The organism is Streptomyces sp. NPDC021019 (genome assembly GCF_044333295.1).
GTDB lineage: Bacteria > Actinomycetota > Actinomycetes > Streptomycetales > Streptomycetaceae > Streptomyces.
On sequence record NZ_JBIRQR010000007.1, the window covers coordinates 137,231 to 158,449 of the forward strand.

The following is a 21,219-nucleotide window of genomic DNA, read 5'->3' on the forward strand; positions in this document are numbered from 1 at the left end:
AGTGGTTACCAGCCGCGGTTGGCGTAGCGCTCGGACTCGGGCAGCGTGTCGCAGTTGATGCCGACCATGGCCTCGCCCAGGTTGCGGGAGGCGTCCGCGATGACCTTCGGGTCGTCGTAGAAGGTGGTGGCCTTCACGATGGCGGCGGCGCGCTTGGCCGGGTCGCCGGACTTGAAGATGCCGGAGCCGACGAAGACGCCCTCGGCACCGAGCTGGCGCATCAGCGCGGCGTCGGCCGGGGTGGCGACGCCACCGGCGGAGAACAGCACGACGGGCAGCTTGCCGAGCTCCGCGACCTCCTTGACCAGCTCGTAGGGGGCGCGGAGGTCCTTGGCCGCGGCGTACAGCTCGTTGTTGTCGAAGCCGCGCAGCCGGGCGATCTCGTTCTTGATCTGGCGCAGGTGGCGGACGGCCTCGACGACGTTGCCGGTGCCGGCCTCGCCCTTCGAGCGGATCATGGCCGCGCCCTCGGCGATGCGGCGCAGGGCCTCGCCCAGGTTGGTGGCGCCGCAGACGAAGGGGGTGGTGAAGGCGAACTTGTCGCTGTGGTTGACCTCGTCGGCCGGGGTGAGGACCTCGGACTCGTCGATGTAGTCGACGCCGAGGGACTGGAGCACCTGGGCCTCGACGAAGTGGCCGATCCGGGACTTGGCCATGACGGGGATGGAGACGGCCCCGATGATCTCCTCGATCATGTTGGGGTCGGACATCCGGGCCACGCCGCCGTCCTTGCGGATGTCGGCCGGGACCCGCTCCAGGGCCATGACGGCGACGGCGCCCGCGTCCTCGGCGATCTTCGCCTGTTCGGCGTCGACGACGTCCATGATCACGCCGCCCTTGAGCTGCTCGGCCATGCCGCGCTTGACGCGGGCGGTGCCGGTGGCGGGGTACTCGGCGGACTGCGGGGTGCTGGGAAGCGTGGACACGGGACCTCACTCGGTGAAAAAGACGCTGGAGACGGCAACGCCGAGCAAACGCCCCGGGACCAGTCCACAGCAAGGGCCAATGGTCAGGCCGTGGATCGTTCTGGCCCTGAACCGACCTCCGTCGCGGAGGCTGTCAGGTGCCGGGCCGGTCCGCGAGAGCCACCGGCGGGGCGTCGTCCATCTCGAAGGCGAGCGGGAACGGCGCGTGCCCGGCCAGCCGGAAGAGCCGGACGGTACGGTGCCGGCGCAGCGCGCGGGCGGCGCGCACGGAGTCGTTGTGGAAGCGCCGGGCCATGGGGACGCGGCGTACGGCGGCGGCCAGTTCGGTGGCCGCCTCCTCGCCGCCGGGGATCTCCTTCACCGCGTCGACCTGGGCGGGTTCGCCGAAGACGGCGCGCAGGGCCGTGCTCAGTTCGCTCTCGGCGACCTCGCGGTGGTCCTCCTCCGCCTGCCGGGCGGCGTGCGCCGCCTCGTACAGGACGATCGAGGCGGCCGGGTCCAGGACGCCCGAGGTGGCCAGCTCCTGGGTGACCGAGGCGCGGCGCAGCAGTTGGGCGTCGAGGGCGGCGCGGGCGGCGTCGATCCGGGAGTGCAGCCGGTCGAGCCGGCCGGCGGTCCAGCTGAGGTACACGCCGACCGCGATGAGGGCGACGACGATCCAGACGATGAGGGTTACGGTCACGGGCCCACACGCTACCGTCGCCGGGGGCCCCCGCTTCAACAGGAGCCCCCGGGTCTCAGTCCCGGGCCAGCCCGAACCGGGCCCGCAGCCCGGAGCGTTCGTCCGCCGCGACCGAGGCGGCCCCGTCGGTCACCGTCTCGTACACCGCGAGGATGTCGGCCCCCACCGTCGTCCAGTCGAAGCGCCGTACGTGGGCCTCGCCGCGCTCGCGCAGCCCGGCCCGGCGCTCGGGGTCGCCCAGCAGCCGGATCGCGGCGGCGGCCAGCGCGTCGGCGTCCTCGTTGGCGAACAGGTCGCCCGCCGCGCCCCGGTCCAGCACCTGTGCGAAGGCGTCCAGGTCGCTCGCCAGCACCGGCGCACCGGCCGACAGCGCCTCGACCAGGATGATGCCGAAGCTCTCGCCGCCAGTGTTGGGGGCCACGTACACATCGACGCTGCGCAGCAGCCGGGCCTTGTCCTCGTCGCTGACCATGCCGAGGAACTCGACGCGCTCGCGCAGTTCCTTCGGCAGGGTCTGAACCGCCTCCTCCTCGTCGCCGCGCCCGGCGACCAGCAGCCGGGCTTCGGGGTGGGCGGCGAGGATCGCGGGCAGCGCCTTCATCAGGACGGGCAGGCCCTTGCGGGGTTCGTCGATGCGGCCGATGAAGCCGAGGGTCCCGCCCTGCCATGCGGCCTTCGGCTCGGCCTTGGCGAAGAAGCCGACGTCGACGCCGTTGGGGATGACGACGGCGTCCCCGCCGAGGTGCTCGACCAGGGTGCGCCGGGCGTACTCGCTGACGGCGATCCGGGCGCTGATCTTCTCCAGCGCGGGCTGGAGGATCGGGTACGCGGCGATCATCGCCCGGGAGCGCGGGTTGGACGTGTGGAAGGTGGCCACGATCGGCCCCTGCGCCGCCCAGCAGGCCAGCAGGCCCAGCGACGGGGAGGTCGGCTCGTGGATGTGGATGACGTCGAACGTGCCGTCGTGGAGCCAGCGCCGCACCCGGGCCGCCGAGAGGAAGCCGAAGTTCAGCCGGGCGACGGAGCCGTTGTACGGGACGGGGACGGCCCGGCCCGCCGAGACGACGTAAGGAGGCAGGGGCGTCTCGTCGTCGGCGGGGGCCAGGACGGAGACCTCGTGGCCGAGCCGGATCAGGTGTTCGGCGAGGTCCCGGATGTGGAACTGCACGCCGCCCGGTACGTCCCAGGAGTACGGGCAGACGATGCCGATCTTCACGCGGGTTCCCCCCGGGGGTCCAGGTCGTCCAGCCAGAGTCGCTGGAGCATGTGCCAGTCCTCCGGGTGTTCGGCGATGCCGCCCGCGAAGGCGTCGGCCATCGCCTGGGTCATGGCGGCGGTCTTCTCGGCGCGGGTGCCTTCTGCCGGCGCCTCGACCGCCGGGTGGATGCGCCCCTTCATCACGGATGCGCCGTCGTACCAGAGCGTTACCGGCATCAGCAGCGCACCGGTCTGCTGGGCGAGCAGCGCCGGGCCCGCGGGCATCCGGGCGGTGGCGTCGAAGAACGACACCTCGACGCCGGAGGCGGACAGGTCCCGGTCCGCGACCAGGCAGATCAGACCGCCCGCGCGCAGCCGCCGGGCCAGGGTTCCGAACGCGGCCCCGCCGCTGTGCGGCAGGACCTCCATGCCCAGGCCCTCGCGGTAGGCGACGAACCGGTCGTAGAGCGTCGCGGGCTCCAGGCGTTCGGCGACGGTGGTGAAGGGGACCTTGAGGTCGGTGGTGACCCAGGCTCCCGCGAGGTCCCAGTTGGCCAGGTGCGGCAGGGCGACGATCACGCCCTTACCGGCGTCCAGGCCCTCGGTCAGGTGGTGGACGTCGGCGATGTCGATGCTGTCCTTGATGCGCTCCGGGCTCCAGGCCGGCAGCCGGAACGACTCCATCCAGTAGCGCATGTAGGAGCGCATCCCGGCCCGCGACAGTTCGGCCAGCCGCTCCGGACCCGCGTCGGGGACGACCCGGGCCAGGTTCGACTCCAGGCGCAGCACGCTCTTGCCGCGCCGCTTCCACACCTGGTCGGCGATGGTACGGAAGAGCCGGGCGGCGGCGGGCTCGGGCAGCTTCTTGACGGCGCCCCAGCCCAGTCCGTAGAGCCCGTCGGTGAGCCGCCCCTTCAGGTCGGACGCGCCGGCGCTCACCGGTCGCCCTCGCTCCCGTGGCCGACCTGACCGACCTGACCGGCGGAACCGGCGGCGGACGGGTCCACCGGGGCCGGTCCCGAGGCGGTCTCCGCGGCGTCCGCCTCGGCGGATTCACGGCGTACGGTCACGACGCGCTGGATCAGCGTCACGAGGCTGCCCGCGGCGACGATCCACAGCGCGATCGGCAGCAGGATGTCGATACCGGGGACGCCGAAGGCGTGCAGTCCGGCGAGACCGGCGGCGACCAGCGAGATCACCAGGCGCTCGGCGCGCTCCACGAGGCCGTTGACCGCGACCGGCAGGCCGATCGACTCGCCGCGCGCCTTGGTGTACGAGACCACCTGGCCGCTGGCCAGGCAGAAGATCGCGACGGCGCACAGGATGGAGTCGTCACCGCTGCCCGCGTACCAGAGGGCGAATCCGGCGAAGATCGCCCCGTCGGCGACCCGGTCCAGTGTCGAGTCGAGGAACGCGCCCCACCGGCTGGAGATCCCGGCCTGCCGCGCCATGTTGCCGTCGACCAGGTCGGAGAAGACGAAGATCGTGATGACGATCGTGCCCCAGAAGAACTCCCCCATGGGGAAAAAGACCAGCGCACCTGCCATCACTCCGGCCGTGCCGACGAGAGTGACCGCGTCGGGGCTGACCCCGAGGCGGAGCAGCAGAGCGGCGAACGGTGTGAGGACACGCGTGAAAAATGCACGCGCGTACTTGTTCAGCATGGCCTTCCCGAGGGTTCGGTTCGCCGGGCGGCCCCTTCGGCCACCGGCTGGCCCATCGTAGTCACCGCCGGTGCCTTCCACCGGACGGGCACCCGCCGCCGGGTGTCACACCGCCCCCGCCACGGGCCGGGCGCGTACGCGACGCCATGGCCCGAGCCGGTGCCCGGCCTCCGACGGCGTGCCGGTGCGCGGCGTACGCACCCTGCCGCGCGCGACGTACGAACCGCGCCGTGCGCGACGTACGAGCAGGGCCCCCTCCGTACGAACCGCGCATCGCGCGACGTATGGACGGGACCCCGTCGCGGTGCCAAGCTCGAAGGACCGCGGGTGTCGCCGAAGCCGCCGCGGCGGCCTCTCCCCGCCCGTGACCACCGCTGCTCCGCGCGCGGTCGCCCTCCCCCGCACCGCGCCGTCGACCGGGAGGCACGCACCATGGGCGACAAGGCACACGCACACCCCGGGGCCGCCGGAGGAGTACCGACGGCCGGCCACCCCTCCGCCGTACGGAACGTGGTGCTGGTCGGCCCCAGCGGATCGGGCAAGACCACGCTGGTCGAGGCCCTGGCCCTGACTGCGGGAGCCGTGAACCGGGCCGGGCGGGTCGAGGACGGGGCGACCGTCTCCGACCACGACGAGATCGAGCGGCGCCGACGGCGCTCCGTACAGCTCTCGCTGGTCCCGGTGGCCTGGGAAGGCTGCAAGATCAATCTGCTGGACACTCCCGGCTACGCGGACTTCGTCGGGGAGCTGCGGGCCGGTCTGCGCGCGGCGGACGCGGCCCTCTTCGTCGTCTCCGCGGCCCAGGACGCGGCGACCGTGGCCGCGACCACCCGGGCCGCCTGGGAGGAGTGCGCGCTCGTCGGCATGCCGCGCGCGATCGTCGTGACGCACCTGGACACCGCCCGCACCTCCTACCGGGAGATGACCCGGATCTGCGCCGAGGCCTTCGGGGGCGAGGACCCCGACGCCGTACTGCCCCTGTACCTGCCCGTGCTGGGCCCCGAGGGCGCCGACGGACACGCCCCGCTGACCGGGCTCACCGGCCTGCTGAGCCGGCGGATCCTCGACTACTCCTCGGGGGAGCGCGCCGAGCGGCCCCCGGCGCCCGACCAGGAGGAACCCCTGCGGGCGGCCCGGGACCGGCTGATCGAGGGGATCATCGCCGAGAGCGAGGACGAGTCCCTGATGGACCGCTATCTCGCCGGCGAGGACCTCGACGTCGCGACGCTGATCGCGGACCTCGAACGGGCCGTCGCCCGGGGCTCCTTCCACCCCGTGCTCACCGCGGCGCCCGCGGCCGATGGCGCCCGCCAGGGCATCGGCACCGTCGAACTGCTGGAGCTGATCACCCGCGGCTTCCCGACCCCGCTGGAGCGCACCCCGCCCGCCGTCACCACCCCGTCGGGCGAGCCGCGTCCCGCCCCGGTCTGCGATCCCGGGGGCCCGCTGGTCGCCGAGGTCGTCAAGACCGCCTCCGACCCGTACGTGGGCCGGGTCTCGCTGGTCCGCGTCTTCTCCGGCACCCTGCGCCCCGACGACCCCGTACACCTCTGCGGCCACGGCCTGGACGCGACGGGACACGCGCCGCGCCCCTGTCACGAGGCGGAGATCCGCGTCGGGGCGCTCACCTCACCGTTCGGCCGCCACCAGCACGCCATGGACCGGTGCGTCGCGGGCGATCTGGCGTGCGTGGCCCGGCTCGGCGAGGCGGAGACCGGCGACACGCTCTCCCCGGCCGGCGACCCCGTCCTGATCGAACCCTGGTCGACGCCCGACCCGCTGCTCCCGCTGGCCGTACGGGCGCACGGCAAGGCGGACGAGGACAAGCTGTCGCAGGGCCTGGCCCGGCTGGTCGCCGAGGACCCCACGCTGCGCCTCGAACAGAACCCGGACACCGGTCAGGTCGTCCTGTGGTGCCTGGGCGAGGCCCACCAGGAGGTGGCCCTGGAGCGGCTGCGCAGCCGCTACGGTGTCCAGGTCGACGCGGAACCGCACCGGGTGCCGCTGCGCGAGACGTTCGCCGGGCGGGCCGTCGGGCGCGGACGACACGTCAAACAGTCGGGCGGGCACGGCCAGTTCGCGATCTGCGAGATCGAGGTGGAGCCGCTGCCACCGGGCTCGGGCGTCGAGTTCGTCGACAAGGTTGTCGGCGGTTCGGTGCCGCGTCAGTTCGTTCCCTCGGTGGAGAAGGGCGTGCGGGCCCAGGCCGCCCGGGGGCTGGCCGCCGGGCGCCCCCTGGTCGACGTGCGCGTCACGCTGCTGGACGGCAAGGCGCACTCGGTGGACTCCTCGGACGCCGCCTTCCAGACCGCCGGGGCGCTCGCGCTGCGCGAGGCCGCGTCCGACGCCCGTGTCCAGCTCCTGGAACCGGTGTGCGAGGTGAGCGTCCTGATCCCCGACGCCTACGTGGGCCCGGTGATGAGCGACCTCTCGGGACGGCGAGGGCGTGTCGTGGGCACCGAGCAGAGTCCGGGCGGGCGCACTGTCGTACGGGCCGAGGTGCCGGAGATCGAGGTCGGCCGGTACGCGGTGGACCTGCGCTCCCTGTCGCACGGCACCGGCCGCTTCGACCGCGCGTACGCCCGGCACGAGGCGATGCCGCCGCAGGTGGCCGACCGCGTCCGTGCGGAGCGGGCGGACGGGCCGCCCGGCGCGTGACCGGCGCACTGTCGCACACGCCGTTCCATGCACGCGGGTGACGGGCAGTGGTGTGATCCGGACGATACGCTGTGGTCGCAGCTCAGAAGGTATGCCGCGTACGGTAGTTGGGCACACCGCAGGAGCAGACGTGCGGCGAGTGGGGGCGACAGGTGGCCAACGACGGATTCGACTTCTCACCCGGGGCCCAGATCCCGATCCAGGGCTCGGGCGGCCAGACCGTGGCGACCAATGCCCTGGCCTCGGCTGCGTATCGGGACAGTCCGGTGGAGACGATCCTCGACGCCAACAGCGAGTGGCACAAATCGGTGGTGAAGCCGGGCTCATCGAAACTCTTCAAGTCCGACTACTTCAAGCCGAATCTGGGCGAGGCGTTCGCCCGCGCCGTTCAGGAGCGGATGCTCGGCGGCGCCCGCAAGGCGCTCATCCAGTCCTTCGGCACGGACCCGCAGACCGTGGTGGAACACTGCCTGTCGGCGAACAACCTGCGCAAGGCGCGTGACACCCGGCTCACCCTGGTGACCGTGGTGTTCGGCGTCCTGTTCCTGCCCGGCATGCTGGCCTGGGTGATCGCCTTCCGGGTCCGTGACGCGCTCAACAAGTCCAAGGACACGGCGTTCCGGGCCGTCGGCACGGTCCTCCTGGCCGCCTTCGGGATCGGCGCGCTGGTCCTGATGGTCAAGCTCCCCCTGGACGGGCTGCTCGCACTCTACGTCCGGGGCGCGCTCATCGCCCCGGTGATCGGCTGGCTGATCGCCAAGCGGATCGCGGAGACCTCGGCCAAGGACATGCGGGCCCGCTGGGAAGGCCTGCTCTCCGGCACCGGGGTGATCGCGAAGATCCCCGAGGCGGTGCCGAAGAACCCCAACGAGACCGCCCGCGAGGCCCTCCGCCAGGGCCTGGAGAAGCTGTCGGCCGAGCAGCAGTCGAACGCCGTCTTCTACGCCGGTCCCAAGGGCGTCCTCGGGATGGGCACCCGCTGGGGCAGCTGGCAGCTGGCCGAGGAGCTGCTCCCCAAGGACCCGACGAGGGAGATCCACCAGTTCCGCAGCTGGGACCTGATCCGGATCATCCACGACCAGTTGAAGATGCTGGAGCGCGGGCCGCTGAACACCGGCGGCTTCCCGAAGCCTTCCGTGAAGCACTGGATCGTCTCGCCCATCGGGGAGAACGCCGACTCCGTCACCCGTCCGGAGGGCGAGGACGTCGCCACCTTCCAGGTGAAGCCCCACGAGATACAGCGGATCTGCAATCACCAGCAGTTCGGCAGCGGTGACCGGCACTACCTGGGCGTCCAGTTCACCCTGTGGGACGGCCAGCTGGTGATCACCATGATGATCACCGTCACCGTGCTCCACGAGACCCTGCGGATCGAGGTCACGGGCCACGCGCTGGGGCCGGTGCACGGCCTGTTCCTCTCCAAGCCCGCGGCGAAGACGAAGACGGTCAACAAGACCGTCCGCTTCTGGGAGACCCGGGACATCCAGCTGGCGCTGGTGGACGCCAAGGAGGTCGTCCGGCTGGCCCTGCGGGCCCCGCTCACCTGGTATCCGCCGCTGCTGGACTACCTGGGCGGGAAGATCGTGCTGCCCGAGCCGTTCGGGCTGCGGCACGCGTGGGCGGCCAAGCCGTGGAACCACCGCTTCATGGCGGACGACGCGATGCGCGCCGCCACCCCGGTACTGCGGGCCGTGCACACGGCGGCGATGCGGGTCCTCGCGGAGAACGGCGTCGACACGGAGCGCTTCGACAACCGCTCGATGATACTGAGCGGCCTCGTCCAGGACCCGGCCCCGCGCAAGGCCGACGTCTACGACGCCTAGGAGCGCACGAGAGAGGGGAGGACCGGGCCGGTCCTCCCCCCTTTCACGTACCGCGCTCAGCGGGCAGGCAGCTCGCCCTTCGGCCAGGCGTCGGCCAGCATCGCCCGGGTGTCGCCCAGCAGCTGGGGCAGCACCCTGGTGTGGCCGATGACCGGCATGAAGTTGGCGTCCCCGCCCCAGCGCGGCACCAGATGCTGGTGCAGATGCGCGGCGATCCCGGCGCCGGCCACGGAGCCCTGGTTCATGCCGATGTTGAAGCCGTGCGCCCCGGAGGCCGCCCGCAGCGCGACCATCGCCCGCTTGGTGAGGTCCGCCAGCTCCGCCGTCTCCGGGCCGTCCAGTTCGGTGTAGTCGGCCACATGACGGTAGGGGACGACCATGAGGTGACCACCGTTGTACGGGTACAGGTTCAGCACCGCGTAGACGTGCTCGCCGCGTGCCACGAGGAGCCCGTCCTCGTCGGATTTGGCGGGGATCGAACAGAACGGACAACCGTCCTCGGCGCCCGGGCCGCTCGGCTTGTTCTCGCCCTGGATGTACGCCATCCGGTGGGGAGTCCACAGGCGCTGGAATGCGTCGGGCGTCCCCACGCCGATCTGCTGCTCCGGCTCACTCGTCATGCCGATCAGCATATTGCGTCACCCCGGCGGAGCGTGTCGCCGGGGCCGCACCGCCCGGCCGCCCACGATGCTGAGGCGATGAGCGACCGACCTGCCCCCGAGCCACCCGCCCGGCTGACCCGCTGGGAGCGGCGCACGGAGGTTCCGCTCTTCGCCGCGGGGCTGCTCTTCCTGGCCGGGTACGCGGTCCGGGTGCTGACCCCGCACGACGACGGGCCCTGGAGTGACCTCGCCCTGATCCTCGTCCGATCGACCTGGCTGCTGTTCCTCGTGGACTACGGGGCGCGGCTGCGCCTCAGCGGACTGGGCGCGCGCTTCCCGCGCACGCACTGGCTCGACACGCTGGTCCTGCTGCTGCCCCTGCTGCGCCCGCTGCGCATGGTCAAGGTGTACACGGCGGTGCAGCAACGCCGCGACCGCCCGCGGCTCGGGCTGTACGCGCGAGTGATCTCGTACGCGGGCCTGACCGCCGCCCTGCTCGGCTTCGCCGCGTCACTCGCGGTCTACCACCTGGAGCACACGGCCCCCGGCGCCTCGATCCGCACGTTCGGCGACGCGGTGTGGTGGGCGTGCGCGACGCTCACGACGGTCGGTTACGGGGACGCCGCACCGGTCACGTTCTGGGGCCGGACGGTCGCGGTGGGGCTGATGGCCGGAGGCCTGGCGCTGCTCGGCGCGGTCACGGGGTCGTTCTCGTCCTGGCTGATCCAGGTGTTCACCCGGGAGGACGACAAACGGCCCCCGGAGCGCGGGTAGCGCTCCGGGGGCCGTGTCTGCCGCACGGATCCTGTCGTACGGATCAGACCTGTACGCGGTCCTCGACGGCCTTCGCGATCTTGGCGAGGGCCTCGTCGACCGGGATGCCGTTCTCCTGAGAACCGTCGCGGTAGCGGAAGGAGACGGCGCCGTTGGCCATGTCCTCATCACCAGCGATGATCATGAAGGGCACCTTGGCCTTCTGCTGGTTGCGGATCTTCTTCTGCATCCGGTCCGAGGAGGCGTCCACGTCCACCCGCAGCCCCTGCTTGCGCGCCTTGGCGGCGAACTCCTGGAGGTAGGGGATGTGGGCGTCGCCGATCGGGATGCCGACCGCCTGCACCGGCGCGAGCCAGACCGGGAACGCGCCCGCGTAGTGCTCCAGGAGCACGGCGAAGAAGCGCTCGATGGAACCGAACAGGGCACGGTGGATCATGACCGGGCGCTGCTTGGAACCGTCCGGGCCGGTGTACTCCAGGTCGAAGCGCTCCGGCAGGTTGAAGTCGAGCTGCACGGTCGACATCTGCCAGGTACGGCCGATGGCGTCTCGGCACTGCACCGAGATCTTCGGGCCGTAGAACGCGGCGCCGCCCGGGTCCGGGACCAGGGGCAGCCCCTGCTTCTCGGCGACCTGACGCAGCGTCTCGGTGGCCTCTTCCCAGGTCTCGTCGGAGCCGACGTACTTCTCCGGGTCCTTGGTGGAGAGCTCCAGGTAGAAGTCGGTGAGCCCGTAGTCGCGGAGCAGGTTGAGCACGAAGGTGAGCGTGCGGTCGAGCTCCTGGGCCATCTGCTCCTTGGTGCAGTAGATGTGCGCGTCGTCCTGCGTGAAGCCGCGCGAGCGGGTCAGGCCGTGCACGACGCCCGACTTCTCGTACCGGTACACGGTGCCGAACTCGAAGAGACGCAGCGGCAGTTCGCGGTACGAGCGGCCCCGCGCGTCGAAGATCAGGTTGTGCATCGGGCAGTTCATCGGCTTGAGGTAGTAGTCCACCCCGTCGTCGAGCTGCATGGGCGGGTACATGCCGTCGGCGTACCAGTCCAGGTGGCCGGACTTCTCGAAGAGCTTGCCCTTGGTGGCGTGCGGGCTGTAGACGAACTCGTAGCCCTCCTCCTCGTGACGGCGGCGCGAGTAGTCCTCCATGGCCCGGCGGATGACGCCGCCCTTGGGGTGGAAGACCGCGAGGCCGGGGCCGATCTCGTCGGGGAAGGAGAAGAGGTCCAGCTCGTTGCCGAGCTTGCGGTGGTCGCGCTTGGCGGCCTCCTCCAGGAACTCCAGGTGCGCCTTCAGCTCGTCCTTGGTCGGCCAGGCGGTGCCGTAGATGCGCTGGAGCATCGGGTTCTTCTCGCTGCCGCGCCAGTACGCCGCGGCGTTGCGCATCAGCTTGAACGCCGGGATGAACCGGGTGGTGGGCAGGTGCGGACCCCGGCAGAGGTCCTTCCAGCACAGGTCGCCGGTCTTCGGGTCGAGGTTGTCGTAGATGGTCAGCTCGCCGCCGCCCACCTCGACGTCCGCGCCGTCGTCGGAGGAGGCGGAGCCCTTGATGCCGATGAGCTCCAGTTTGTACGGCTCGTTCGCCAGCTCCTCGCGGGCGGCCTCGTCGGAGACCACGCGGCGGGAGAACTTCTGGCCCCGCTTCTGGATCTCCTGCATCTTCTTCTCGATGGCCTTGAGGTCCTCGGGCGTGAACGGCTTCTCGACGTCGAAGTCGTAGTAGAAGCCGTCCTTGACCGGCGGGCCGATGCCGAGCTTGGCGTCGGGGAAGAGCTCCTGCACGGCCTGGGCCATGACGTGCGCGGTGGAGTGGCGCAGGATGTTCAGGCCGTCCTCGGAGGAGATCTCCACCGGTTCCACGGACTCGCCGTCCTGGAGCTCGTAGGAGAGGTCCTTCAGCTCGCCGCCGATGCGCGCTGCGACGACGGTGCGCTGACCGGGGAAGAGCTCGCCGGCCGTCGTGCCCGTCGTCACCACGTGCTCTTCCCGCTCGGAATCGCGTTGGATGATCACACGGACGTCTGACACCGGTCTCTCCTGACTGAGGGGGTCGCCTGCCTTCGTATGGCTAAGCAATGCGAATCGTACCGAGCCGTACGCCCCCGACGCGAACGCCTTCCTGCGCGCTACCCCTCCTCCCCCGCGCACGCCTCCTCGAAGAAGTCCACGTTCTCCTGGAGGGCCTTCATCAGCCGGTCCCGTTCGGCCTCGTCGACCTGGACGGGCGCGACCTGCGAGGCCCCGGTGAGCCGCCGGAAGCCACCCCGGTTCTCCAGCCGCCCCTCCACCCGGAGCGGCAGCCCGACCAGGTGCGCGTGGCCCGCGATGCGGTACGCCTCCTCGTCCAGCTCCACCCGGACGTGCGCGACCTCGGCCCCGGCCAGCACCCGCAGCCGTACGATCCCGGCGCCGCGCGGCCCCGAGCGGCGCAGTCGGACCACCGCGCCGGTCAGCCGCACCTGCACGGCGGGTTCGTCGCGGAGGTAGCGGGCTCCGGCGGCGCGCAGGGCGGGCAGGTCGCCCGGGGAGAACTCGACGGGCGCGGGGCGGGCCGGGCAGCCTTCCGGGGTGCCCGCGGCGGGCGCCCACCGCAGGTCGATCCGGGCCCCCTCGGAGCCGCGCACCAGGGCGATCAGCGCCTCGGTCAGCTCCCGGCCGACGCCCGCCGCGACCGCGCTGTCGAAGGCCTCCATGCCGCCGGTGGCCCGCTGGTAGTCCACCGCCTCGCGGGTGGCGTGCAGGGCGTGGCAGAGCCGCACCGCGACGGCGCGGCCGGAGTCGACGGGGACGTACGCGGTGAGGCTCCGTCCGTCCGATGCGGGCCCGATCAGGGCGTCGTCCAGGGCGGCACGTGCTTTCCGGCGGTGCCGGGCCCCGTGGTAGCCGGCCCGGCCGCGTGCCGCGAGGGCGCCGGCCATGAGGACCTGCCGGGCGGCCGAGCGCAGCTCCTCCGCCTCGGTCCAGCCCGAGGCGCCCGCGGCTCCGGCCGCCGACTCGGGGACCTCGCGCCACCAGCGGATCTCGTCGCTGGGCACGGCGAGGGAGACCAGGATGTCGCGGGCGGAGGGGTCGGCGCTGCGACCGAGGGCGAGAAGGGCCTCCTCGGTCAGCTCCCCGCTGTCGGGAAAGGCCGCGCTCTCGGGCACCAGCAGGCTCGTCGTCCCGGCGGCGGGGCCGGGCGGGGTCCAGCGGCCGTAGCGTCCCGGCGCTCCCCCGCGCCGCTGCCAGCCGTGCCGGCGCAGAAGGGCCCCGAGGACGGCGGGGTCGGGGAGTTCCTCACCGGCCCCGGCGAGCGGCGGGGGCCCGGGGCGGGCGGTGGGATGCGAGCGTGCGGCGGGCAGTCCGGCTCCGCCCGCGGGCTCGTCCGTCGACCGGTGCATCAGGGTCTCCCTCCGGCCCCGACCCGGGCCATGATGTCGCAGAGTGCGCGGTCGTCGAAGATCCGTGAGGTCGGGATGCGCACAGTGGTCCGGTGCCGGCCCGTCACCGCGTGGCCGGCCAGGTTGGTCCAGTAGCAGCAGTGGCGCAGGTCGAGGCCCCCGGGCCCGGCGCGCAGCCAGTCGTCCTGGCTGCGGGGGACGATCATCGCGACCAGGATCTTGTGCACCGACACCGGGCTGCGGGCGAGCTTGACGAGGTGGGCGTTGTCGAGCGTGAAGGAGAAGGCTCCGCCCGCCGGGTGCGGTGGTATCTGGTAGGTGCATTTGAGCTGCACCTTGATGGTCACTTCGTCGTCGACGATGTGGGCCGGGGCGCCGTGGCTGACGTGCCAGTCGATGCCGGTGTCGGGGAAGGGCTGGGACAGGGAACATCCGGCCGCCGCCGCGACGGCGTGCAGATAGCCCACCTGAAGGGTCTCCATGCAGGCGGTGGTGGCGAGGGAGCCGCGCAGCGGCGTGTCGAGCTGCTGCGGCGGCCGGGGCCCGATGGCCTCGGCGCGGGCGGTTCCCCCGGGGTCGGGCTGCGCGAGCGCCATGGCTCCGTGTGCCTTCCGGGCGTGCCGATCGATGGCAGGTGGCCTGCCGACGGGTGTCGTGGGCTGGACGGATCGACGGACGCCGGAGGCAACTTCCCGGCGTCTCAACTGTGTTGTCACCGCATCGGACCGCCCGCAAACGGCGTATCAGGCAAACAGCCCGGGTATCACCGATATCGGGCAGAGGAATCACTCCATCTGCCGTGCGGGTGCGAGGAGTTCGGGGATGATGCACTGGTTCGAGGGGCCACTGGCCGCTTTTGACACGGAGACAACAGGCGTGGACGTCGAGCAGGACCGGATCGTTTCGGCCGCTCTCGTCGCGCAGGACACCGCGGGCGGTCGCGTCCGCGTCACGCGCTGGCTGGTCAATCCGGGGGTTCCGGTCCCGCCGGGGGCGACCGGGATCCACGGCCTGACCGACGATCACCTTCAGCGCAACGGGCGTTGGCCCGCCCCGGTGATGGACGAGATAGCCCGGGCGCTGGCGGAGAGCTGCGCGACCGGGCGGCCGCTGGTGGTGATGAACGCCCCCTTCGACCTGACGCTGCTGGACCGGGAGCTGAAACGGCACCGGGCGTCGTCGCTGGCCGGCTATCTCGACGGGGTGCCGATGCGCGTGGTGGATCCGCGGGTGCTGGACAAGCACCTGGACCGCTACCGCAAGGGCCGTCGTACGCTCACGGACCTGTGCGCGAGTTACGAGGTGGTGCTCGACGGCGCCCATGACGCTGCGGCCGACGCGACGGCCTCGCTGGAGCTGGTCCGGGCGGTGTGCCGGCGCTTCTCGGCCCGGCTGGAGCGGCTGTCGCCGTCCGAGCTGCACGCCCTGCAGGCGACCTGGCACGCGGCCCAGGCGCGGGGCCTGGAGGCGTGGTTCGCGGAGAGCGGGACGCCGGAGAAGGTGGACCCGGCGTGGCCGCTGCGCCCGGAACTGCCCGCGGCGGCGTGAGGGGTTCGAGGCGTGGGACATACGAAAGCCGGTCCGCGTGATGGTGGCGGACCGGCTTTCCCCGGTGGGCGATACTGGGTTCGAACCAGTGACCTCTTCGGTGTGAACGAAGCGCTCTCCCACTGAGCTAATCGCCCGGGAACGGGTTGAACCATACAGGCCTCCGAGGGCTTCGTTCAAACCGCTTCCGGGCGGGGCTCTACTCAGGGCGGTACGGCCGGTAAGTGAGTATCCGAGCGCATGTACGGGCCGGGAGGCCGGGCCCACACTCCCGTACATGGAACACGTGCCCCCGCCCGCCGAGGAACTGGCCCTCCTCGACCGAGAACTGGCCGAGCTGGACGCCCGCCGGGCCCAGCTGCTGACCCGGCGCAGCTGGCTGCTCGCCGCGCTGCGACCGCCCGCGCCGACGGCCGCCCCCGGCTGGAACCCGTCCGGCTGGGGAGCGCCTCCCGGCGCCTACGCGCAGCCGTGGGGCTATGTGCCGAAGCAGCCGTCCGCCCCGCGCGGCGCGCAGAACGTCCTGCTGACGCTGGGCGGTCTGCTGCTGACGGTCGCGGCCGTCGCGTTCACCCTGGTGAGCTGGGGTTCGATGGGGATCGGCGGCCGGTCGGCGGTGCTGGCGGCGGTGACCCTGGGGGCGCTGATCGCCCCGGCGGTGCTGCTGCGGCGGGGGCTGGCGGCCACCGCCGAGGCGCTGGCCGCCCTGGCCCTGGCGCTGACGCTGCTGGACGTCTACGCGGTCCACGCGGTGGCCGCGCCGGACGCCGACGGGCTCGGCTTCACGGCCGTCGCCTCGGCGGTGCTCGCGGCGCTGTGGACGGCGTACGGGCTGGCGCTGGGCACGCTGCGCCTGCCGTTGCCGGCCGCCGTGGTGCTGGCGCAGTGGCCGCTGCTGTTCTGGGCCTGGGCCGCGGGCGCACCCGCGCTGGTGGTCGGGTGGGCGCTGCTGGCGACCGCGGTGCTGGACGGAGCGATCGCCCGGCGGGGCAAGGGTGCCGGGGTGCGGGTCACGGCGTGCGTCGGTGGATCGGCGATGGGGTTCTCTGCCCTGATGGTGGGCCTGGCGCTGTCCACGACGGCTTCCGGGCCGTTCGGGGCGGTGGCTCCGGGCGCGCTGCTGCTGGCCGCGGCCGCGGCGGCCCTGACCGGGGCGTGGCGCGCGCCGAAGGGTTTCGCCCGGACGGGCGGCGTGGTGGCGGGGCTCGCGGCGGTGGCCGCGGTGGGCGGCGTACCCGCCGCCGAGCTGCCGGGCGGCTGGCGAGTGCTCGCGTATCTGCTGTGCGGCCTCGCCCTGACCGGGGTCGTACGGGCGGGGGTGCCGAGGGACGCGGCGCGCGGGGTGCTGGCGGCGTCGGGGGTGGTGGTGGCCGGCGCCCTGGTGTGGGCGCTGCGGCCGCTCGCGGTGGTACTGCTGGGGCCGGGGACGCTGCTGTCGGACGTGTGGGCGGGGTCGCCGGAGGGCTTCCGGGCGGCACTGGGGACGACGCTGCCGTGGTCGGAGCTGGCCGCGGCCCCGGTGGTGCTCGCGCTGGTGGCCGGGCTGCTGGGGGCGGCGCACCGGTGGTGGCCGTCGGTCGTGCGGATCTCGGCGCCGTTGGCCGCGCCGAGGACGGCGGACACCGGCACGCCGGGAGCGGGAGCGCCGGGAGCGGTCGGGGCCGCAGCGCCTTGGCCCGGCTGGTCCGGCTGGACCACCTGGTCCGGCGCCGGGGCCGGTGTCGGCAGGCGGCCTTCCGCGGCCACGCTGCGCGGGGTCGTCGGTGCCGGGGCGGTGGCTCTCGGCTGGGGCGCGTTCCTGCTGGCCGGGGCGCTGCTGGACGTGCCCTACGCGCTGGCGGTGGCCGGGGAGACGGCTCTGGTGGGCGGTCTGCTCGCCCTGGCGGTCCGGGGCACCGGACGCGGCCGGGGCGAGACCGCGATGCCGGTGACCGCCCTGGTGGCGGCGGTGGCCGGGGCGGTGAGCGTCGGGGTGCTGTCGCTGGCGTCCGAAGGGGCCTCCTACGCGGTGTTCGGCGCGCTGGCGGCTCTGTTCGCCGGGGCGGCTGTCCGGGCGGCGGGATCCGAGTTGCCGCGTGCGGTGTTCGCGGTCGCCGCAGTGGTCTGGGGCACCGTGCTCACGGGGCTGGCGGGCCGGTCGCTGGGCCTCGCCCCGCAGGAGACCGCGCCGCTGGTGCTCGTGGTGCCCGCGCTGACGGTGCTGCTCGGGGCACGGCTGCGGCGGAACCCGGTGGCGTTGCCGGTGGAGCTGACGGGCGCGCTGGGCGCGCTGGTCGCCGTGGGGCTCGCGGCGTCCGAGGCCCCGTTCCTGGCCCTGGTGCTGGCGTTGTGCGGGGTGCTGGCCGCGGGGGCGGCGGTGCGGCCGGAGCGGCGGCCGGTGGCGGGTTACCTGGCGGCGGCGCTGTTCGTGCTGGCCACGTGGGTGCGGCTGGCGGCCTCGGAGGTGTCGTTCCCGGAGGCGTACACGCTGCCGGTGACCGTGCCCGCGCTGGTGGTCGGTGTGCTGCGGCGGCGCCGGGACCCGGAGGCCTCGTCGTGGACGGCGTACGGGCCGGGGCTCGCGGCGACGCTGCTGCCGAGCATGGCGGTCGCCTTGACCGACACGGACTGGCTCCGGCCGTTGCTGCTGGGGACGGCGGCGCTGGTGATCACCCTGCTCGGCGCGCGCTACCGCCTCCAGGCGCTGCTGCTGCTCGGTGGGGCTGTGCTGGCACTGGACGGGCTGCACGAGCTGACCCCGTACGTGGTGCAGGTCGCGGGCGCGCTCCCCCGCTGGCTGCCGCCGGCCCTGGCCGGGCTGTTGTTGCTGGTGGTGGGAGCGACGTACGAGCAGCGGCTGCGCGACGCCCGCCGGCTCAGGGACGCGCTGGGGCGGATGCGGTGAGCCACGCCCCGTCCGGGAGCACACACGCTGGTCACAGCGGCTCCCGGGCCGGGCCCCGACGGGCAACGCAGAGGGCCCGGGAGACGGATTCCGTCTCCCGGGCCCTCTGTCCGGGTGGGCGATACTGGGTTCGAACCAGTGACCTCTTCGGTGTGAACGAAGCGCTCTCCCACTGAGCTAATCGCCCGGGCGCACCGCAAACATTACCCCATGTCAGCGGTGCTCCTGGACCGTCCTCCGGGCTAGTCGCTGATCTTCCACGGCATGGTGAGCCCGAACTTCCAGACGTAGATCCCGGCCAGCACCGCCATGATCACGAGCCCCAGCGTGGTGAGGATGATGTTGCGTCGCCGGACCTTGGGATCCATGGCCCGCTGGGCCGCCTCGGTGACCTTGCGCTTGGTCCAGCGCAGCACCAACTGCGCCCAGACGAACTCGGTCGCCCAGATCGCCATACCGCCGAAGATCACCAGCCAGCCGGGGCCCGGCAGCACCAGCATGAGCACGCCCGCGATCACCACGCCGAGCCCGACGATGAAGACGCCGACCTGCCAGCTCAGATGGAGCGCTTTCGACGCCTTGATGAAACCCGGCGCCCGCGAGCCCAGCTCGCGCTCCGCCCGGTCCGCTTCCCCCGTGGCGGATGCCGGTGCCGCCTGGTCGGCGACCTTGCTCCGCTCGTCACTCTCCGCGTTCATGAAGCTCAACTTACCCGACCTGTCCTCGTCACTGGAATGGGCGCATAACTCAAAGTTACACGCCGCTGAGCGAGGGACCCGAAGCATCACAAATGGGTCAGAGGGGTTTACAACGCCACCGTAGGTGGCATGTCGATTTCGCCGACGTGCGAATCCCCGAGCGCACACTGAGCGAAAGGCCCTGGCGCTTATGAACACCACGGTCAGCTGCGAGCTGCACCTGCGCCTCGTTGTGTCGAGCGAGTCCTCACTGCCTGTACCCGCGGGCCTGCGGTATGACACGGCCGATCCCTATGCCGTGCACGCCACCTTCCACACCGGAGCGGAGGAGACGGTCGAATGGGTATTCGCCCGCGACCTCCTCGCCGAAGGGCTGCACCGGCCCACCGGCACCGGAGACGTCCGCGTCTGGCCATCTCGTAGTCACGGTCAAGGCGTCGTATGCATCGCCCTGAGCTCCCCGGAGGGAGAAGCCCTGCTCGAGGCCCCGGCGCGAGCCCTGGAGTCGTTCCTGAAAAGGACCGACGCCGCGGTTCCGCCCGGCACCGAGCATCGTCACTTCGATCTCGACACGGAGCTCTCCCACATCCTGGCCGAGAGCTGAGCCAGGCAGAGAGCCGCTCTACGCCGTCCGACTCGGGGCGACGGCGTCGTGCTGACAACCGCATAGGGCAGACACCGGCGCCGTCGTCGCGGAAACCACCGCGACGACGGCGTCGGCGCGCCCGGCCGCCGCGGCTCCCCCTCCCAGGGGCCGGAGGGGCCCGTTCCGCTCCTTGCGGGGCCCGCACCGGGCCTGGCGTCGGGGGGCCGAGCCAGTAGAGTCAGCCGCCATCGGCAGGGGACCCGCCCGCCGGAAGGCCAGGGAGCGAAGCGTGCTGATCCCTCACGACACCCGGATCGCCCTCGACACGGTGGTCGATCTGGTGAACACCGCACCGGAGAACGAGCTGCCGCGGGACGCCCCCGGGGGCGGACTCGCGGGCGGATCCGAGGACGGCCTCGCCGACGTCGCCGCGCTGTACGCCTTCGCGGAGCGGCATCTCATCAGCGGGGTCGGCACGCTCGGCGAGAAGGACCTGACCGCCGTACGCGACGTCCGGGCCCGTTTCGCCGAGGTCTTCGCGGCACCCGACCCCCGCGCCGCCGCCGACCTGGTCAACCGGCTCGTCGCGGCGGCCGGGACCACCCCGCAGCTCACGGATCACGACGGCTACGACTGGCACGTGCACTACTTCGCCCCGGACGCCTCGATCGCCGACCATCTCGCGGCCGACTGCGGCATGGCGCTGGCCTTCATCATCGTGGCGGGCGAGCAGGAGCGACTGCGGCGCTGCGAGGCCCCGGACTGCGGGCACGCGTTCGTCGACCTGTCGCGCAACCGCTCCCGCCGCTACTGCTCCAGCCGTACGTGCGGCAACCGCCTCCACGTCGCGGCGTACCGGGCCCGGCGCAAGGAAGCCGCGGGCTGAAGCTCCGCGCGGTGGCGCGAGGCGTCACAGCACGAAGAGATCGTGCAGGGCGGCCATCAGCAGCAGGCCCCCGATCACCGTCAGGAAGATCATCAGGGGCGGCTGGGAAAGCGCGAAGAGACAGCCGCGGGGCTCTTCGGCGGGGGGTGCGGGGGCATCGCCCCGGGAAGTGTCCACCATCTCGGAGTGATCATGACGCACCCGCGGCCGTGTTGGCGATCAACCGACTTCATTCCCCCGGGAGTTCACCGTCCCGTGGCCATCGATAATCGCTTCGGCGTACGGGGGGCCGTCAGACGTTCGGGCCGGTGGCCCGAGCACGCGCGCCCGCGGGGGCCGGGCCGCCGTCTCGAATGCCGCGCTGCTTTCCGATACCGCGCTGCTTTCAGATGCCGTGCTTCTTGAGGATCGCCTCGATGTCGCTGAAGTCGTCGCCGGGCGCGGCGGCCTCCTGCTTCTTCCTCGGCTGCGGCTTCGCGGCCGCTGCCGCGGGTCCCGCCGCACCGCCCGCGCCGAGCGAGGGAGCGGAGGCGGCCGGAGCCACCGCCCCGTTCCGTCCGGCGGCCCGCGCGGCCTTGCGTTCCGCGCGGGTGGTGCCGCTGCGGCGCTCGATGGCGCGGGTGGTCATGAACAGCAGCCAGGAGAGGCCGAGCACCCCGAAGCCGAGCCAGACGCTCGGCTTGAAGGCGATCCCGGCGACCCACTCGACGACCCCGGTCAGCACGAGCCCGACCGGGACGAGGGAGTAGGCGGCGATCCTCGTCGCCGTGAGGAACCGCTTTCGGTACGCGGTCACCGCGGCGATGCCGAGGCCGGCCGCCGACACCGCGGAACAGATGGTCTCGGCAAGCATCAGGGCCTCCAGGCGCAGGGGATACGTCCCTTCCATCCTGCACCGGCGACCCCCGTCGGGGCCACG

The 21,219-nt window shown here is 72.6% G+C and carries 19 protein-coding genes and 2 tRNA genes; 7 read left to right on the forward strand and 14 right to left on the reverse strand.

Annotated features, from left to right (window positions below):
- Positions 1–5 precede the first annotated feature (5 nt).
- The 5 genes from pdxS to pgsA form a co-directional block, all read right to left on the reverse strand.
- Complete coding sequence (gene pdxS / locus ACH4RG_RS29750) at positions 6–926, reverse strand: pyridoxal 5'-phosphate synthase lyase subunit PdxS (RefSeq protein WP_018960500.1); 921 nt, start codon at positions 924–926, stop codon at positions 6–8.
- 133 nt (positions 927–1,059) lie between these two features.
- Positions 1,060–1,608, reverse strand: a complete 549-nt coding sequence (locus tag ACH4RG_RS29755; RefSeq protein ID WP_007457915.1) for a hypothetical protein — start codon at positions 1,606–1,608, stop codon at positions 1,060–1,062.
- A gap of 55 nt (positions 1,609–1,663) precedes the next feature.
- Positions 1,664–2,824 (reverse strand): glycosyltransferase family 4 protein, encoded by a 1,161-nt coding sequence (locus tag ACH4RG_RS29760; protein ID WP_397931891.1) that lies wholly within the window; start codon positions 2,822–2,824, stop codon positions 1,664–1,666.
- The gene (locus ACH4RG_RS29765) at positions 2,821–3,744 is read right to left on the reverse strand and encodes a phosphatidylinositol mannoside acyltransferase (protein WP_397922947.1); all 924 of its coding nucleotides are present in this window, start codon (positions 3,742–3,744) and stop codon (positions 2,821–2,823) included. Before ACH4RG_RS29765 ends, ACH4RG_RS29760 begins: the two co-directional genes overlap by 4 nt.
- A complete protein-coding gene (gene pgsA / locus ACH4RG_RS29770) occupies positions 3,741–4,469 on the reverse strand; it encodes a phosphatidylinositol phosphate synthase (RefSeq protein ID WP_397922945.1) in 729 nt (242 codons plus the stop codon). The genes ACH4RG_RS29765 and pgsA overlap by 4 nt, the downstream gene beginning before the upstream one ends.
- A 432-nt stretch (positions 4,470–4,901) precedes the next feature.
- Between pgsA and ACH4RG_RS29775 the strand changes: the two genes are divergently transcribed.
- Both ACH4RG_RS29775 and ACH4RG_RS29780 read left to right on the forward strand, forming a co-directional pair.
- Positions 4,902–7,127, forward strand: coding sequence for an elongation factor G-like protein EF-G2 (locus tag ACH4RG_RS29775; protein WP_398162536.1), 2,226 nt, complete (start codon positions 4,902–4,904; stop codon positions 7,125–7,127).
- Between the two features lie 152 nt (positions 7,128–7,279).
- A complete protein-coding gene (locus ACH4RG_RS29780; RefSeq protein ID WP_397922941.1) occupies positions 7,280–8,950 on the forward strand; it encodes a hypothetical protein in 1,671 nt (556 codons plus the stop codon).
- A gap of 56 nt (positions 8,951–9,006) precedes the next feature.
- Here ACH4RG_RS29780 and ACH4RG_RS29785 read toward each other — a convergent pair whose 3' ends face one another.
- Complete coding sequence (locus tag ACH4RG_RS29785) at positions 9,007–9,582, reverse strand: HIT family protein (RefSeq protein WP_397922939.1); 576 nt, start codon at positions 9,580–9,582, stop codon at positions 9,007–9,009.
- Positions 9,583–9,648: 66 nt separating this feature from the next.
- Here ACH4RG_RS29785 and ACH4RG_RS29790 point away from each other — a divergent pair, with 66 nt between their 5' ends.
- Positions 9,649–10,326, forward strand: a complete 678-nt coding sequence (locus tag ACH4RG_RS29790) for a potassium channel family protein (protein ID WP_397922937.1) — start codon at positions 9,649–9,651, stop codon at positions 10,324–10,326.
- A 43-nt stretch (positions 10,327–10,369) separates the two neighbouring features.
- Here ACH4RG_RS29790 and thrS read toward each other — a convergent pair whose 3' ends face one another.
- The 3 genes from thrS to ACH4RG_RS29805 all read right to left on the reverse strand — a co-directional run bounded on the left by thrS (position 10,370) and on the right by ACH4RG_RS29805 (position 14,294).
- Positions 10,370–12,346, reverse strand: coding sequence for a threonine--tRNA ligase (gene thrS / locus ACH4RG_RS29795; protein ID WP_397922935.1), 1,977 nt, complete (start codon positions 12,344–12,346; stop codon positions 10,370–10,372).
- A 98-nt stretch (positions 12,347–12,444) separates the two neighbouring features.
- Entirely contained in the window at positions 12,445–13,698 is a 1,254-nt protein-coding gene (locus tag ACH4RG_RS29800; protein ID WP_397922933.1) for a hypothetical protein, read from the reverse strand.
- A complete protein-coding gene (locus ACH4RG_RS29805; protein WP_398540510.1) occupies positions 13,698–14,294 on the reverse strand; it encodes a DUF4365 domain-containing protein in 597 nt (198 codons plus the stop codon). The genes ACH4RG_RS29800 and ACH4RG_RS29805 overlap by 1 nt, the downstream gene beginning before the upstream one ends.
- A 226-nt stretch (positions 14,295–14,520) precedes the next feature.
- Between ACH4RG_RS29805 and ACH4RG_RS29810 the strand changes: the two genes are divergently transcribed.
- Positions 14,521–15,246, forward strand: coding sequence for a 3'-5' exonuclease (locus ACH4RG_RS29810; RefSeq protein WP_397922929.1), 726 nt, complete (start codon positions 14,521–14,523; stop codon positions 15,244–15,246).
- 65 nt (positions 15,247–15,311) lie between these two features.
- On the opposite strand, the gene ACH4RG_RS29815 is transcribed toward ACH4RG_RS29810, so the two are convergent.
- Positions 15,312–15,383: transfer RNA gene (locus ACH4RG_RS29815), tRNA-Val, on the reverse strand.
- 140 nt (positions 15,384–15,523) lie between these two features.
- Here ACH4RG_RS29815 and ACH4RG_RS29820 point away from each other — a divergent pair.
- Entirely contained in the window at positions 15,524–18,130 is a 2,607-nt protein-coding gene (locus tag ACH4RG_RS29820; RefSeq protein ID WP_398540511.1) for an SCO7613 C-terminal domain-containing membrane protein, read from the forward strand.
- A gap of 115 nt (positions 18,131–18,245) precedes the next feature.
- Here ACH4RG_RS29820 and ACH4RG_RS29825 read toward each other — a convergent pair.
- Positions 18,246–18,317 (reverse strand) — tRNA-Val (locus ACH4RG_RS29825).
- Between the two features lie 55 nt (positions 18,318–18,372).
- Entirely contained in the window at positions 18,373–18,828 is a 456-nt protein-coding gene (locus ACH4RG_RS29830; RefSeq protein WP_397922925.1) for a TIGR02611 family protein, read from the reverse strand.
- Between the two features lie 190 nt (positions 18,829–19,018).
- Here ACH4RG_RS29830 and ACH4RG_RS29835 point away from each other — a divergent pair, with 190 nt between their 5' ends.
- Positions 19,019–19,432, forward strand: coding sequence for an SsgA family sporulation/cell division regulator (locus ACH4RG_RS29835; protein WP_003959770.1), 414 nt, complete (start codon positions 19,019–19,021; stop codon positions 19,430–19,432).
- A 271-nt stretch (positions 19,433–19,703) separates the two neighbouring features.
- On the forward strand, positions 19,704–20,300 hold the full coding sequence (locus ACH4RG_RS29840) for a CGNR zinc finger domain-containing protein (protein WP_397922923.1): 597 nt from the start codon (positions 19,704–19,706) through the stop codon (positions 20,298–20,300).
- 24 nt (positions 20,301–20,324) lie between these two features.
- On the opposite strand, the gene ACH4RG_RS29845 is transcribed toward ACH4RG_RS29840, so the two are convergent.
- Positions 20,325–20,480 (reverse strand): hypothetical protein, encoded by a 156-nt coding sequence (locus ACH4RG_RS29845; RefSeq protein WP_164494018.1) that lies wholly within the window; start codon positions 20,478–20,480, stop codon positions 20,325–20,327.
- A 205-nt stretch (positions 20,481–20,685) separates the two neighbouring features.
- Positions 20,686–21,153, reverse strand: coding sequence for a hypothetical protein (locus ACH4RG_RS29850; RefSeq protein WP_397922921.1), 468 nt, complete (start codon positions 21,151–21,153; stop codon positions 20,686–20,688).
- Positions 21,154–21,219: the final 66 nt, after the last annotated feature.

Coding starts and splice junctions, on each gene's coding strand:
- pgsA (WP_397922945.1), bottom strand. CDS start 4,469: ATGCTGAACAAGTACGCGCGTGCATTTTTCACGCGTGTCCTCACACCG.
- ACH4RG_RS29775 (WP_398162536.1), top strand. CDS start 4,902: ATGGGCGACAAGGCACACGCACACCCCGGGGCCGCCGGAGGAGTACCG.
- ACH4RG_RS29785 (WP_397922939.1), bottom strand. CDS start 9,582: ATGCTGATCGGCATGACGAGTGAGCCGGAGCAGCAGATCGGCGTGGGG.
- ACH4RG_RS29790 (WP_397922937.1), top strand. CDS start 9,649: ATGAGCGACCGACCTGCCCCCGAGCCACCCGCCCGGCTGACCCGCTGG.
- ACH4RG_RS29800 (WP_397922933.1), bottom strand. CDS start 13,698: ATGCACCGGTCGACGGACGAGCCCGCGGGCGGAGCCGGACTGCCCGCC.
- ACH4RG_RS29805 (WP_398540510.1), bottom strand. CDS start 14,294: ATGGCGCTCGCGCAGCCCGACCCCGGGGGAACCGCCCGCGCCGAGGCC.
- ACH4RG_RS29810 (WP_397922929.1), top strand. CDS start 14,521: ATGATGCACTGGTTCGAGGGGCCACTGGCCGCTTTTGACACGGAGACA.
- ACH4RG_RS29820 (WP_398540511.1), top strand. CDS start 15,524: ATGGAACACGTGCCCCCGCCCGCCGAGGAACTGGCCCTCCTCGACCGA.
- ACH4RG_RS29830 (WP_397922925.1), bottom strand. CDS start 18,828: ATGAACGCGGAGAGTGACGAGCGGAGCAAGGTCGCCGACCAGGCGGCA.
- ACH4RG_RS29835 (WP_003959770.1), top strand. CDS start 19,019: ATGAACACCACGGTCAGCTGCGAGCTGCACCTGCGCCTCGTTGTGTCG.
- ACH4RG_RS29845 (WP_164494018.1), bottom strand. CDS start 20,480: ATGGTGGACACTTCCCGGGGCGATGCCCCCGCACCCCCCGCCGAAGAG.
- ACH4RG_RS29850 (WP_397922921.1), bottom strand. CDS start 21,153: ATGCTTGCCGAGACCATCTGTTCCGCGGTGTCGGCGGCCGGCCTCGGC.